The following is a 12,136-nucleotide window of genomic DNA, read 5'->3' as shown; positions in this document are numbered from 1 at the left end:
TCGTTGCCCCGGTGCGATCGAAGATTACTTTTCAAAGCGTTTTCGAGCGAAGTGGATACCGGTTCGCGTGAAGAAAACGCGTCAAAACCAAAGTCTACAGTGCGTCGCTGTCGGTCTCGCCGGTGCGGATGCGCAGGGCGTGGTCGATCGGCGTGACGAAGATCTTGCCGTCGCCGATCTGGCCGGTGCGCGCCGTCGCGGTGATCACGGCGACCGCCTTGTCGGCGACGTCGGAGGCGACCGCGATCTCGATGCGCAGCTTCGGCAGGAAATTCACGACATATTCGGCGCCGCGATAGATCTCGGTGTGACCCTTCTGGCGGCCATAGCCCTTCACCTCGGTCACGGTCATGCCGTGGACGCCGATCGCCGTCAGGGCCTGGCGGACCTCATCGAGCTTGAAGGGTTTGATGATCGCGACGACAAGTTTCATGGTCAGGCCTATTCCCCGGGATGCGCCGCGCCGTATGTCCCCGGCGCAGCGTCAATCTGGCATCTTTCGGGGCAAATGGCATAAAAAAGTTGCAGATTGAAGCGGAAAAACGTTTGGCCAAGGACGGCCATGTGAATGGCCGCCTCTGTACAGGGCAGCCGTTCATCCTTCACAATGCATTTTTGGCATGGATGCGGTGAGCCGAAGCGGTGAACCTAAGCGCCTTGGCCGGTACATAAGTAAGTTCAAGGGGGACGTTTCATGGCGAGCTGGTTCTACGCATCCGAGGGCAAGCAGCAGGGGCCCTTTCCCGAAGGGCAATTCCGCGACCTGGTCGCCCAGGGCGTCGTCCGTCCGGACACGCTGGTCTGGACCGAGGGCATGGCCGGCTGGCAGAAGGCCGCCGAGATTCCCGGCCTCCTTGGAGGCGGTGGCGCACCGCCGATGATCCCGGCCGGTGGCCCGCCCATGATGGGCGGGGGCGGTTACGGCGGCGCCGTCAGCGGCGGAGCGCTCTCGGTCGATTTCGGCATCCTCGAGTTCACCTGGCGAACCATCGTCCTGCTGATCGGAATGATCTTCGTCATCCCGGCCCCGTGGGCGTTCGTCTGGTACACGAACTGGATCGTCCCCTGCGTCAAGGTTCCCGGACGCCCCAACCTCAGCTTCACCGGCAGTGCGATGACGCTGGTGCCGTGGTATTTCGGCTTCATCGTGCTGGCGATCGTGATCGGCTTCATCGGCAGCCAGTTGCTGAGCAATCTGCTGTTTATCGCCCAGATCGTTCTGTACTGGCTGCTGATCAAATGGATGGTCGCGAACCTCGCGTCCAACGGGCAGCCGCTCGGTCTCAGCTTCACGGGCTCGGTCTGGGCCTATATCGGCTGGAACCTGCTGTTCGCGATCTCGATCATCACCATCATCGGCTGGGCCTGGGTCGCCGCGGCCCAGATGCGCTGGTTCTGCCGCAGCATTGAAGGCACGCGGCGCGAGATCGTGTTCCAGGGCAGCGGCCTCGACATTCTCTGGCGCGGCATCGTGGCGGCCATCCTGTGCAGCCTCATCATTCCGATCCCGTGGGTCTATCGCTGGATCATGAACTGGTTCGCCTCGCAGACCGAGCTCGCACCGCGCGGATCGCAGGCGCGCATGTAAGATTCGGCTGGCCCCGGGTCACAACGAGATGTCGAACCGAATCTGGTTTTACGCATCCGGCGGCCAGCAGAAGGGGCCCTTCCCCGAGGCGCAATTCCGCGATCTCATCGCCCGGGGCGCCGTGGCTCCCGACACGCTGGTCTGGGCGGAGGGGATGGCGGGCTGGCAGAAGGCCCGCGAGGTGCCGGGCCTCCTGCCCGGCGCATCCGCGCCGCCGTCCTTGCCGGTCGATGGCAGCCCGGGCGGAGGTCCGCTCTCCGTGGACCTGCCGCTCTGGTCGTTCCTGGGATGGTGCGTCCTCTTGATCATCGGCAATGCGCTGGTGATCCCCGCGCCCTGGACCGCGACAGGCTATTATCGCTGGCTCTTCCCGCGCATTCACGTTCCGCAGCGGCCGAACCTCGCCTTCACCGGGCAGGTCGGAGACATCTGGTACGTCTTCGTTGCGATGGGACTGGTGGGCTACGCCGGCTATATCGACAGCATCCTTCAGGTTTTGTCGATGCCGGTTCAGGCGGTCTTGTCCTGGATCGTCATGCGCTGGGTCGTCGCCAATCTGAGCTCGAATGGTCAGCCGATCCCGATGACGTTCACCGGCAGCGTCTGGGGTTTCATCGGCTGGCAGATCGTGATGTTTCTGTCCGTGTTCACGATCATCGGCTGGGCCTGGGTGATGGCCGCGTGGATGCGCTGGATTTGCCGCGGCGTCAGCGGCACGCGCCGCGAGATGATCTTCGTCGGCACCGGTCTTCAACTGCTCTGGCGCACCGTCGCCTTCAGCCTCGGATGTCTCGTCATCATTCCGATCCCGTGGCTGCTGCGCTGGTACTTCGCCTGGAGCATGGCGCAGTTCGTCCTCGTCGAGCGCGGCACGGCGAAAGCCGATTGAGGCTTCCGGCCGCGCGCGCTGTGTCAGGCGTGTATCGACAGTTGCGGAGCGATGGTTTCCGCAACGGTGCGCATGTCGCGCGCGAGCGCCAGCGAGGTCGCGCGCTCGAGCTGGCTGCCGAGGCCGACGGCCGCGATCGTGTGTGAGATCGTTCCCCTCGCGTTCAGGACCGGAACGGCGACGATGGTCACGCCGGCAATGTAGTTGCCGCGGTCGATGCTGAAACCCTGCTTGCGCACCTGGTCGACTTCCTTGCGCCAGGCCTCATAGGTCGGTGCGTTGTGCCAACGCAGCAGGCGGAAGCGTTTCTCGATCTCCTTCTCCGGCTGGCCGCTGAAGGCGGCGACGCAGCGTCCCGTGGCGCTGATCAGCGCCGGAAAACGGCTGCCGATATCGACATGCAGCCGCACCGGCGCCTGGCTGCGGGCCAGCGCGACGACGATCATGTTGTCGAGATCCGGCACCTCGACGCCGATCGCGGTGACGCCGTAGCGACTTGAAAGCTCCTCGAGCTTCGGCCGCATCAGGCTGGGAAAATCGGCATTCTCCAATACCGCGCGCGCCAGCGGCAGCATGCCGACGCCGAGGCTGTAGCGCTTGGTCTGCGGATCGACCTGCAGCAGATCCTCCGCAAGCAGCGCGCGCACGATGTGCAGCGCGGTGCTCGGCACCAGGTCGAGACTTTCCGCGATCGCCTTGAGGCTCTGTGGCGCAGGACTGCGGCTGAGCAGGCGAAGGATGGCAACGGCGCGCGTGACCGCGGGGACGGCACGAACACGAGGTGATTTGGCATTYGGCATGATCGTATCGGTACAACAGGGTGCGGAGTGCAACAACACCGTCTCGTCACGGCGGAGCTTCGATGGGGCCTGTCGAGGAGCGCCGCAAGCAGGTGGGTCTCGCTTCGTCATAATTGTACATATACAATTGATAACGCTATTTGACAATTAGCGCGTCGTCGGTATCTTGCCGGTCATGACCAGGCTGACCGACTACACGAGCTACGCTGCCGCGCAGACGATCTTCTCCCCGGAGAAGCTCTGGGAGTTGTTCGACGGCAATCGCGCCCAGCTCAACATCGCGCACGAGTGCATCGACCGGCACGCCGGTCGTTCCAATCCGGCCGTGATCGTCGTTCGCGCCGACGGCCCGGACGAGGTGCTGGGCTTTGCCGAACTCGCGGATGCGTCCTCGCGCTTTGCGCACGATCTGGTGAGCCGCGGGGTCAAGCCCGGCGATCGCGTCGCGGTCATGCTCGAGCCGTCGCGCGCCTTCTACGTGGCGGTGTTCGGCACCATGAAGGCCGGCGCCATCGCGGTGCCGCTGTTCACGCTGTTCGGACCGGACGGCGTCAAGCTGCGCGTCGACGATTGCAAGCCGCGGCTGATCGTGACGAATGCGGAGAAGGCATCGCCGCTCGCAGGCATCGGCACCGAGGTCGTCGTCGCCGACGACGCGTTCTTGAACGGCCTGCTGCGCTTCGCGCCGCACTTCACGCCTGACACCGCCGCCGACGCCATGGCTCTGTATCAATATACGTCGGGCACGACGCGCGAGCTGCCCGAAGCGGTCAAGCACACCCATCGCTCGATCGTGACGCTGATGGTGGCGGCGCTGTACGGCACGGGCCTGCGTCCCGGCGACCGCTTCATCTGTCCGTCGTCGCCGGCCTGGGGGCATGGGCTCTGGCACGGCACGCTGGCGCCGCTGGCCCTCGGTATCACCATTGGAGCCTATGCCGGCAAGTTCAATCCGGAGCGGCTGCTGGCCGCACTGGAGCAGCATCGCTTCACCAACATCTCCGCGGCTGCCACGCATTACCGCATGATGCGCAATTCGGGCGCCGCGCCGCGCTACCGCTATGTGCTCGAGAAGATGTCGTTCACCGGCGAGCCGATCGACAGCGAGACGGCCAGCTTCATCAGCGAGACCTTTGGCCATCAGGTCTGCAGCATGTACGGCACCACCGAGATCGGCGTGATCCTGGTGAGCTATCCCGGCGCGCGCGACTTCGTGGTCAAGCCGGGATCGCTGGGCAAGCCGATCCCCGGCGGACGCGTCGAGGTGCAGGACGCCGAGGGCAAGCCCTGTGCGACCGGCGTGACAGGCGAGTTGAAGGTCTGGCGCCGCGGCGAGTGGATCGCGACCAAGGATCTCGGGCGCATCGACGAGGACGGCTATTTCTATCACGGCGGCCGGGCCGACGACGTCATCATCTCCGCCGGCTGGACCATGAGCGCCGTCGAGATCGAGGACGCGATCCTCAAGCACCCGGAGGTGCGCGAGGCCGCGGCCATCGGTGTGCCCGATCCCCTGCGTGGGCAGGTGGTCAAGGCCTTCGTCGTCACGGAGCGGCCGGGCGATGCGTCGTTCGAGCACGAGATCCAGGACGTCGTGCGCCAGCGCCTCAGCCATCACGAATATCCGCGTCTCGTCAGCTTCGTCGCGGAGTTGCCGAAGACGCCGGCCGGCAAGGTCAACCGCAAGGTGCTGCGCGACCGCGAGCAGGCCGCCCGACAATCAGAAGCAACGAGTTAAGGAGAGGAACGTCACATGCTGGACAAGATCGAAACCAGGTTTCCAAAGATCACCGAAGAGGGTCTCGACGATCTGCGCAAGCGCATCGGCGTCTCCATCGGTGTGACCGCCGAGCCCTGGTGCTACGAGGCGACGCGCGACAACATTCGTCACTACGCGCACGGCATCGGCGACGACAATCCGCTCTGGTGCGATCCCGATTACGCGGCGAAGTCCGCTTACGGCGGCATCGTCGCGCTGCCGAGCTTCCTGTTTTCGACCAGCCGTATCGTGTCGGGCTATGTCGGCGGGCTGCCCGGTGTCCACGCCATGTGGTCGGGTGCGGACTGGACCTGGCACAAGGCGGTCCGTCGCAACGACGTGATTTCGACCGAGGCCAAGCTGAAGGACCTCGTCGAGCATCAGACCCGCTTCGCCGGCCGCGCCATCCAGCAGACCTATCACGTCGACTTCTTCAATCAGCAGGGCGACCTCGTCGCCGAAGCCGACAGCTGGTGCTTCCGCACCGAGCGCGACCACGCGCGCGACCAGGGCACCAAGTACAAGGAAGTGAAGGCCCGCGCGCCGCGCCGCTACAGCGACGAGGAATTGGCCGCCGCCTATAAGCACTACGCCGAGGAGCGCATCCAGGGTTCGCGTCCGCGCTACTGGCAGGACGTCACCGAAGGCGAGGCGCTGCCGGTGATGCTGAAGGGCCCGATGACGGTCACCGGCTTCATCGCCTATGCGCAAGGCTGGGGCGGTCTCTACATCCGCGCCAACAAGCTTGCCTGGAAGCTCGCCGACGCCCATCGCGGCCTCGGCATCCCGAACCGCTTCAATATCCCCGACTGCCCCGAGCGGGTGCATTGGGAAGAGGAGTTCGCGCTCGAGGTCGGCGCGCCCGGCGCCTATGATTACGGTCCGGAGCGCTGCTCCTGGCTGACCCATCACCTCACCAACTGGATGGGCGATGACGGCTTCCTGCGGCGCGCGACCTGCAAGATCCGCCGGCACAATCCGGAGGGCGACATCCTGTTCATCAAGGGCAAGGTGAAGCGCAAATTCGTCGAGAACGGCCGTCACCTCGTCGAGATCGAGCAGGAGGCGCGCAACCAGGACGACGAGCTCTCAGTGCTCGGAACCGGTATCGTCGAACTGCCAAGCCGCAGCTGACAGCAACCAACTGGGCGCATGAGCATGCCCGCATCAGATCTCACGCGCGGAGCGGTGACCGGCCTCAAGGTCGTCGATCTCTCGCGCGTGCTGGCGGGACCGCTGTGCACGCAGATGCTGGCCGATCACGGCGCCGACGTCGTCAAGATCGAGCCGCCGGCGGGCGACGAGACGCGCGGTCTCGGCCCGCCCTTCGACGCGGCTGGACAGGCGGCGTATTTCGGCGCCGTCAATCGCGGCAAGCGCGGCATGGCGCTCGACCTGTCGCGCGCCAATGGACGCGCGGTGCTCGAAGCCCTGCTGGAAGGCGCCGACGTGCTGGTGGAGAATTTCCTGCCCGGCACGATGGAGCGCTGGGGGCTCGGATACGAGGCGCATTTGTCGGAGCGCTTCCCGCGCCTGATCTACTGCGCCATCTCGGGCTTCGGCGCCGACGGGCCGCTCGGCGGCCTGCCGGGCTATGACGCGGTGCTGCAGGCCATGTGCGGCCTGATGAGCATTAACGGCGCGCAGGAGTCCGGCGCGACGCGCGTCGGCGTGCCCATCGTCGACTACGTCACCGGCTACAACGCGCTCACCGGCGTCCTGCTGGCGCTGGCGGCGCGCGAGCGGACCGGACGGGGACAGCGCGTCGAGGTGACGCTGTTCGACACCGCGCTCGGTCTGCTGGTGCCGCATGCGGCGAACTGGCTTTGCTCGGGCAATACGCCCGGTCGTCTCGGCAGCGCCCATCCCAACATCGCGCCCTACGACAAGTTCGCGGCGGCCGATGGCGAGATCTTCCTCGGCATCCTCAATGACGGCCAGTTCCGCCGCTTCTGCCAGAAGGTTGCGCGCGACGACCTGCTCGACGACCCCCGCTTCAGGACCAACGCCGACCGGCTTGCTCACGTCGCCGCGTTGCGCACCGAGCTGGAACGCACGCTGGCAAAATTCACATCGGAGGCGCTCTGCCGCGACCTGATGCAGGCCGGCGTTCCCGCGGGCGCCGTCAACACCGTGCCGCAGGCGTTCGCGCAAGCCCATGTCGCGCACCGCGACATGCTGGTCGAGAGCGAGGGCCATCGCGCGCCCGGCGTTCCCGTCAAGCTCGCCCGGACCCCCGGCGGCGCCGGACGGCGCCCGCCCCGCTTCGGCGAGCATGCCCGTGACATTCTGGCGGATGCCGGTTTCGATGAGCGTACGATCAACGGCCTGATCGAGACCGGAATCGTGTCGCCGCAACGGAAGGACACCGCCCTAAGACGGCCAACAAGAACACGACCAAAACAATCATAACGAGAGGAAACGAGCATGCTGAGATCCGCGAGATGGGCCGTGGGATGGCTGGCCCTGCTATGGAGCTGCGCGAGCCTCGCGCAGACCTATCCGACCAGGCCCGTCAAGATCATCGTTCCCTATCAGGCCGGACAGGGCACCGACGTCGTCGCGCGATATCTCGCCGACCATCTGTCGCGCACGCTGGGCCAGCGCTTCTATGTCGAGAACAAGCCCGGTGCCGGCGGCAATATCGGCGCCGAGCAGGCCGCGCATTCGGAGCCCGACGGCTACACGCTGCTGATGGGCACCAACGCCACCCAGACCATGAACGAGTTCATGTATCCGTCGATGGGATTCGCGCCGGACAAGGATTTCGCCCCGATCATCCTGGTCGGCAAGCTGCCGCTGGTGATCACGGCCAGTCCGTCATTCGCCGGAAACAGCGTCGCCGACCTGATCAGTGCTGCGAAGGCAAAGCCTGACAGGATCGACATCGCCCTGCCGAGCACGACGGCGCGCGTCATCTTCGAGTTCCTCAAGGACGTCACAGGCGCGCCGATGTTCGGCGTTCCCTACAAGGGATCGGCGACGGCGATGACCGACGTGCTCGGCGGGCAGGTGCCGCTGATCATCGATACGGTCACGGCGGTACGCACCCAGATCGACGACGGCAAGCTGAAGGCACTCGGCATCACCGTGCTGAAGCCGAGCGAGCTCCTGCCCGGCGTGAAGCCCGTCGCCGAGCAGGGCGTGCCTGATTTCGAGATGGCCGGATGGAATGCCTTCTACGCGCCGCGCGATACGCCGCAGGCCATCATCGAGCTTCTGAACGGTGAGTTCGCCAAGGCGCTGGCCCTGCCCGAGACCAGGAAGCGGCTGCACGAGCTGGGGCTCGATCCGGCCGGCGGGACACCGGCGGACCTTGCCCGGTTCGAAACGCGGGAGCGGCGCAAATGGGGCCCGGTGATCAAGGCGACGGGGCTGCAGGGCGGCTGACGCCGCTCAAGCTCTTTTTTCAAGCATGATCTCGTCCGAGAACCGGTTCCCACTTCTCGGGAATCATGCCTTGCGCTCGCGCACCGAGCCTTCCTGTGCGACGGACGCCACCAGCGTTCCGTCGGGCTTGAAGATCAGGCCGCGCGACAGGCCACGGCCGCCGCGCGCGTTCGGCGAATCCTGGGCATAAAGCAGCCATTCGTCGGCGCGGAACGAGCGGTGAAACCACATCGCGTGATCGAGGCTCGCCGGCATCATGGCCTTGTCGAACAGCGTGCGGCCATAGCGCGCCATGATCGCGTCGAGCAGCGAGAAGTCCGAGGCATAGGCCAGCGCGCACAGATGCAGGGCGGGATCGTCGGGCAGCTTCGCCGCCGTGCGGATCCAGATGTTGATGCGCCCGTCGTCGACCTTCTGGCCGAAATAGCGGCCGATCTCGACGGGACGCAATTCGATCGGACGATCCATCTCGTAATAGCGGCGGATGAACTCCGGCATTTCCTTGAAGATCGGCTGCTTGGCCACCTCCTCGGCGGTCAGTTTTTCCGGCGGCGGCACGTCAGGCATCTTGTCCTGGTGATCGAAGGCGCTTTCCTCCTCGGCATGGAACGAGACCATGATCGAGAAGATGGCGTTGCCGTGCTGGATCGCGGTGACGCGGCGCGTCGAGTAGCTCTTGCCGTCGCGCAGGCGCTCGACCTGGTAGATGATCGGGACCTTCGGGTCGCCCGGCAGAATGAAATAGCAATGCAGCGAATGCGGCAGCCGGCCCTCGACGGTGCGGCAGGCCGCGACCATCGCCTGCCCGATCACCTGGCCGCCGAACACCCGCTGCCAGTCCGTCTTCGGGCTGTTGCCGCGGAACAGGTTCACCTCGAGCTGCTCAAGGTCGAGGATCGAAATGAGGTCGAACAGGCTTTTGGACATGGAATGAACTTTCTTGCCGTCCTTCCGGGCCGGATGCTCCGGAATGACACATTCGGGCCGTTCCGCCCTTGTTTCACCGCACTGTTTCGCCCAGCTCAAGTCTGCTAGCAAGACCAGGATTTGACCGGGAATTTGGGTATGTCGGTACAGGGTAGCATTGTCATTGGCGGCGGCGCGTTTGCCGGCCTCGCGCTGGCTCTGGCGTTGCGCCAGGGGCTGGGGCCGGAGATTCCCGTCATCGTGGCCGATCCCGCGCTCAGCACGCGGCCGAGCCGCGATCCCCGCGCGACCGCGATCGTGGCTGCCTGCCGCCGCCTGTTCGAGGTGATCGGCGCCTGGGACGACGTCAGGGGCGAGGCGCAGCCGATCCTCGACATGGTCGTCACCGATTCCAGGCTCGAGGACGCCACGCGGCCCGTATTCCTGAATTTTGCCGGCGACGTCGCGCCGGGCGAGCCCTTCGCCCACATGGTTGAGAACCGCCGGCTGATCGATGCGCTGGTGGTGCGCGCCGAGGCCGCGGGCATCGATCTTCGCGCCACCACGGTGGCGTCTTACGACGCGCGCGCGGAAGGCATCGACGTGACGCTCGGCGATGGCAGCGTGATCGCCGCCAGCCTCCTGGTCGCCGCCGACGGCGCGCGGTCGAAGCTGCGCGACCGCGCCGGCATCGCCACCCATGGCTGGGAGTATGACCAGTCCGGCATCGTCGTCACCGTCGGGCACGAGCGCGATCACGAGGGCCGCGCCGAGGAGCACTTTTTGCCTGCGGGCCCCTTCGCGATCCTGCCGCTCACGGGAAAGCGCTCGTCGCTGGTCTGGACCGAGCGTCGCGCCGAGGCCGCGCGCATCGTCGCGCTCGGCGACGAGGAGTTCCACGGCGAGCTCGAGCAGCGCTTCGGCCTGCATCTCGGCGAGGTGAAGGCGCTCGACAAGCCGCGCGCGTTTCCGCTGTCCTATTTCGTCGCGCGTTCCTTCATTGCCGACCGTCTCGCGCTGGTCGGCGATTCCGCCCACGTCATTCACCCCATCGCGGGCCAGGGTCTCAATATGGGGCTGAAGGATGTGGCCGCGCTGGCCGAGGTCGTCGTCGACGCCGCGCGGCTCGGCATGGATCTCGGCGGCGCCGACGTGCTCGAGCGCTATCAGCGCTGGCGCCGTTTCGACACCATGGCGATGGGCGTTGCCACCAACTCGCTGAACTTCCTGTTCTCCAACCAGTCGACCCTGCTGCGCACGGTGCGCGACATCGGCCTCGGCCTCGTCGATCGCGCCCCGCCGCTGAAGAACCTTTTTATTCGGCAGGCCGCAGGGCTGACGGGCGAGGTGCCCAGGCTGTTGAAGGGCGAGGCGCTGTAGGAAGGCGTCCGCGCAGCACTCCCCGCTGTCGTCCCGGCGAAGGCCGGGACCCGTACGCCGCAGCAAGAGTTTTGCGAAGATTCGGAGTGACCAGCCCGCGCCAAACCACCGCCTGTGGTTATGGGTCCCGGCCTTCGCCGGGACGACACCGAGGGTATAGCTCCATCCCGGCCCCAAAACCCTCAATCGATCTTGCGCGCCTCTTCCGGCAGCATGATCGGGATGCCGTCGCGGATCGGATAGGCGAGCTTGGCGCTGCGCGAGATCAGCTCCTGCTTTGCGGAGTCGAATTCCAGCGGACCCTTGGTCAGCGGGCAGACCAGGATCTCCAGCAATTTGGGATCGACGCTGGCTTCGGGGCGTTCGGTCGACGTGTTCATTTTGGTCTCCGGCGTTCGACTGCCTCTAGCACAGAAATCCGCCACCGCCCATCGGGTCGCCTCAAGCGGACACCATGCGCAGAATCTCGTCGATCATGCCCTGGAGCCGCGCCGCCGGCACCGGCGCTGCCGACAGGGCGAAGCCGAGGAACGTCCAGTAGAGGATCTGCGCGCGGGCCTGTGCGGTCGCCCGGTCCAGCCCGCGCAGCGCGAGCTGCTCCTCGATATAGTCCAGCCTGCGGCGGTCGATCGCGCGCACCGCGCCTTGCGCGCCCGCATCGAACGCGGCCCAGTTGCGCACCGCGCGCTCGAGATCGAGCCGCGCGCCGAACGAGCTGCGCAGCAGCGCCTTCAACGGCTCGTCGCCGGCGGCTTCGACGTCGGCGATGATCTGCTCCGCCGCGATCTCGCGCCAGCGCTTCAGCACCGCGCCATGGAACGCGCCGAGATCGGCAAAATGCCAGTAGAAACTGCCGCGCGAAACCCCCATGGCTCTCGCCAGCGGATCGGCCTTCAGCGCCGTGAAGCCGCTCTTGGCGAGCGCCTTCAGCCCCTCTTTGATCCAGTCGTCCGCGGAGAGCTGTTCGGTCATGTCGGTTCCCGGAAATGACGCCATACACTAGTGTATTGACAGGCGGCAGGCCAGCCGCTATCTCACCATACATAACTGTATGGAGAAGTCGATGCGTGATCTCCTGCTCCAATGTGCCGGCGTGTTGACCATCGTCGTCGCGCTGATCCATGGCTATCTCGGCGAGGCCAAGGTCTTTGCACGCGCCAGCATCGAGCCGGAACGGCTCCGCACCCTGATCCGGCTGGTCTGGCAGGCCTCGACCGTCGCCTGGATCGGCGGCGGTGTGCTCCTGATCGCGGCGCCCTTGATGGGCTCGGAGCCGGCCCGCCACTGGATCGTCGCCACCCTCGCCTGTGTGTTTGGCGTCTCGGCGCTGGCCAACGCCTGGGCCACGCGCGGCCGGCACTTCGGCTGGATGATGCTCAGCGTCGTCGTGGTTCTGGCTGTCGCCGGCTATTGAACCTCCAGCC

General features: G+C 65.9%; 13 protein-coding genes. 8 read left to right on the top strand and 5 right to left on the bottom strand.

All coding sequences use genetic code 11. The features are described from left to right. Window positions 1-94: 94 nt before the first annotated feature. Window positions 95-433, bottom strand: coding sequence for a P-II family nitrogen regulator (locus A7X65_RS13040; RefSeq protein ID WP_008142802.1), 339 nt, complete (start codon window positions 431-433; stop codon window positions 95-97). A gap of 261 nt (window positions 434-694) precedes the next feature. Between A7X65_RS13040 and A7X65_RS13035 the strand changes: the two genes are divergently transcribed. Continuing rightward, window positions 695-1,588, top strand: coding sequence for a DUF4339 domain-containing protein (locus A7X65_RS13035; RefSeq protein ID WP_063685319.1), 894 nt, complete (start codon window positions 695-697; stop codon window positions 1,586-1,588). A 28-nt stretch (window positions 1,589-1,616) separates the two neighbouring features. Next, a complete protein-coding gene (locus tag A7X65_RS13030; RefSeq protein WP_063685317.1) occupies window positions 1,617-2,477 on the top strand; it encodes a DUF4339 domain-containing protein in 861 nt (286 codons plus the stop codon). A 23-nt stretch (window positions 2,478-2,500) separates the two neighbouring features. On the opposite strand, the gene A7X65_RS13025 is transcribed toward A7X65_RS13030, so the two are convergent. Beyond that, complete coding sequence (locus A7X65_RS13025) at window positions 2,501-3,277, bottom strand: IclR family transcriptional regulator (protein WP_063685315.1); 777 nt, start codon at window positions 3,275-3,277, stop codon at window positions 2,501-2,503. A 175-nt stretch (window positions 3,278-3,452) separates the two neighbouring features. On the opposite strand from A7X65_RS13025, the gene A7X65_RS13020 reads away from it, so the two are divergent. The 4 genes from A7X65_RS13020 to A7X65_RS13005 are packed head-to-tail and all read left to right on the top strand — an operon-like array spanning window position 3,453 to window position 8,426. Further along, entirely contained in the window at window positions 3,453-5,015 is a 1,563-nt protein-coding gene (locus A7X65_RS13020) for an acetate--CoA ligase (RefSeq protein ID WP_063685313.1), read from the top strand. Window positions 5,016-5,030: 15 nt separating this feature from the next. Further along, window positions 5,031-6,170, top strand: a complete 1,140-nt coding sequence (locus tag A7X65_RS13015) for an FAS1-like dehydratase domain-containing protein (protein WP_063685311.1) — start codon at window positions 5,031-5,033, stop codon at window positions 6,168-6,170. 24 nt (window positions 6,171-6,194) lie between these two features. Beyond that, the gene (locus tag A7X65_RS13010) at window positions 6,195-7,448 is read left to right on the top strand and encodes a CaiB/BaiF CoA transferase family protein (RefSeq protein ID WP_063687649.1); all 1,254 of its coding nucleotides are present in this window, start codon (window positions 6,195-6,197) and stop codon (window positions 7,446-7,448) included. Between the two features lie 15 nt (window positions 7,449-7,463). Further along, a complete protein-coding gene (locus A7X65_RS13005; RefSeq protein ID WP_063685309.1) occupies window positions 7,464-8,426 on the top strand; it encodes a Bug family tripartite tricarboxylate transporter substrate binding protein in 963 nt (320 codons plus the stop codon). Between the two features lie 63 nt (window positions 8,427-8,489). On the opposite strand, the gene tesB is transcribed toward A7X65_RS13005, so the two are convergent. Then, on the bottom strand, window positions 8,490-9,353 hold the full coding sequence (gene tesB / locus A7X65_RS13000) for an acyl-CoA thioesterase II (protein WP_063685307.1): 864 nt from the start codon (window positions 9,351-9,353) through the stop codon (window positions 8,490-8,492). Between the two features lie 138 nt (window positions 9,354-9,491). Between tesB and A7X65_RS12995 the strand changes: the two genes are divergently transcribed. After that, window positions 9,492-10,712 carry a ubiquinone biosynthesis hydroxylase gene (locus A7X65_RS12995; protein ID WP_063685305.1) on the top strand — a complete coding sequence of 407 codons (1,221 nt, stop codon included), beginning with the start codon at window positions 9,492-9,494 and terminating at the stop codon, window positions 10,710-10,712. 182 nt (window positions 10,713-10,894) lie between these two features. On the opposite strand, the gene A7X65_RS12990 is transcribed toward A7X65_RS12995, so the two are convergent. Together A7X65_RS12990 and A7X65_RS12985 are read right to left on the bottom strand one after the other, a co-directional pair. Then, on the bottom strand, window positions 10,895-11,092 hold the full coding sequence (locus A7X65_RS12990; RefSeq protein WP_063685303.1) for a Trm112 family protein: 198 nt from the start codon (window positions 11,090-11,092) through the stop codon (window positions 10,895-10,897). A 61-nt stretch (window positions 11,093-11,153) separates the two neighbouring features. After that, complete coding sequence (locus A7X65_RS12985; RefSeq protein WP_063685301.1) at window positions 11,154-11,684, bottom strand: TetR/AcrR family transcriptional regulator; 531 nt, start codon at window positions 11,682-11,684, stop codon at window positions 11,154-11,156. 91 nt (window positions 11,685-11,775) lie between these two features. Between A7X65_RS12985 and A7X65_RS12980 the strand changes: the two genes are divergently transcribed. Continuing rightward, entirely contained in the window at window positions 11,776-12,126 is a 351-nt protein-coding gene (locus tag A7X65_RS12980) for a hypothetical protein (RefSeq protein WP_063685299.1), read from the top strand. Window positions 12,127-12,136: the final 10 nt, after the last annotated feature.

This window comes from Bradyrhizobium stylosanthis (assembly GCF_001641335.1).
GTDB classification, from domain to species: Bacteria; Pseudomonadota; Alphaproteobacteria; order Rhizobiales; family Xanthobacteraceae; genus Bradyrhizobium; species Bradyrhizobium stylosanthis.
Note: the sequence above shows the minus strand (reverse complement) of the source record. Positions and strands in the feature narration are given on the sequence as shown.

Bases quoted from the DNA above. Each gene is read 5' to 3' on its own strand.
- A7X65_RS13015 (WP_063685311.1), top strand. From the start codon at position 5,031: ATGCTGGACAAGATCGAAACCAGGTTTCCAAAGATCACCGAAGAGGGT.
- A7X65_RS12985 (WP_063685301.1), bottom strand. From the start codon at position 11,684: ATGACCGAACAGCTCTCCGCGGACGACTGGATCAAAGAGGGGCTGAAG.
- A7X65_RS12990 (WP_063685303.1), bottom strand. From the start codon at position 11,092: ATGAACACGTCGACCGAACGCCCCGAAGCCAGCGTCGATCCCAAATTG.
- A7X65_RS12995 (WP_063685305.1), top strand. From the start codon at position 9,492: ATGTCGGTACAGGGTAGCATTGTCATTGGCGGCGGCGCGTTTGCCGGC.
- A7X65_RS13040 (WP_008142802.1), bottom strand. From the start codon at position 433: ATGAAACTTGTCGTCGCGATCATCAAACCCTTCAAGCTCGATGAGGTC.
- tesB (WP_063685307.1), bottom strand. From the start codon at position 9,353: ATGTCCAAAAGCCTGTTCGACCTCATTTCGATCCTCGACCTTGAGCAG.
- A7X65_RS12980 (WP_063685299.1), top strand. From the start codon at position 11,776: ATGCGTGATCTCCTGCTCCAATGTGCCGGCGTGTTGACCATCGTCGTC.
- A7X65_RS13035 (WP_063685319.1), top strand. From the start codon at position 695: ATGGCGAGCTGGTTCTACGCATCCGAGGGCAAGCAGCAGGGGCCCTTT.
- A7X65_RS13030 (WP_063685317.1), top strand. From the start codon at position 1,617: ATGTCGAACCGAATCTGGTTTTACGCATCCGGCGGCCAGCAGAAGGGG.
- A7X65_RS13010 (WP_063687649.1), top strand. From the start codon at position 6,195: ATGCCCGCATCAGATCTCACGCGCGGAGCGGTGACCGGCCTCAAGGTC.
- A7X65_RS13005 (WP_063685309.1), top strand. From the start codon at position 7,464: ATGCTGAGATCCGCGAGATGGGCCGTGGGATGGCTGGCCCTGCTATGG.
- A7X65_RS13020 (WP_063685313.1), top strand. From the start codon at position 3,453: ATGACCAGGCTGACCGACTACACGAGCTACGCTGCCGCGCAGACGATC.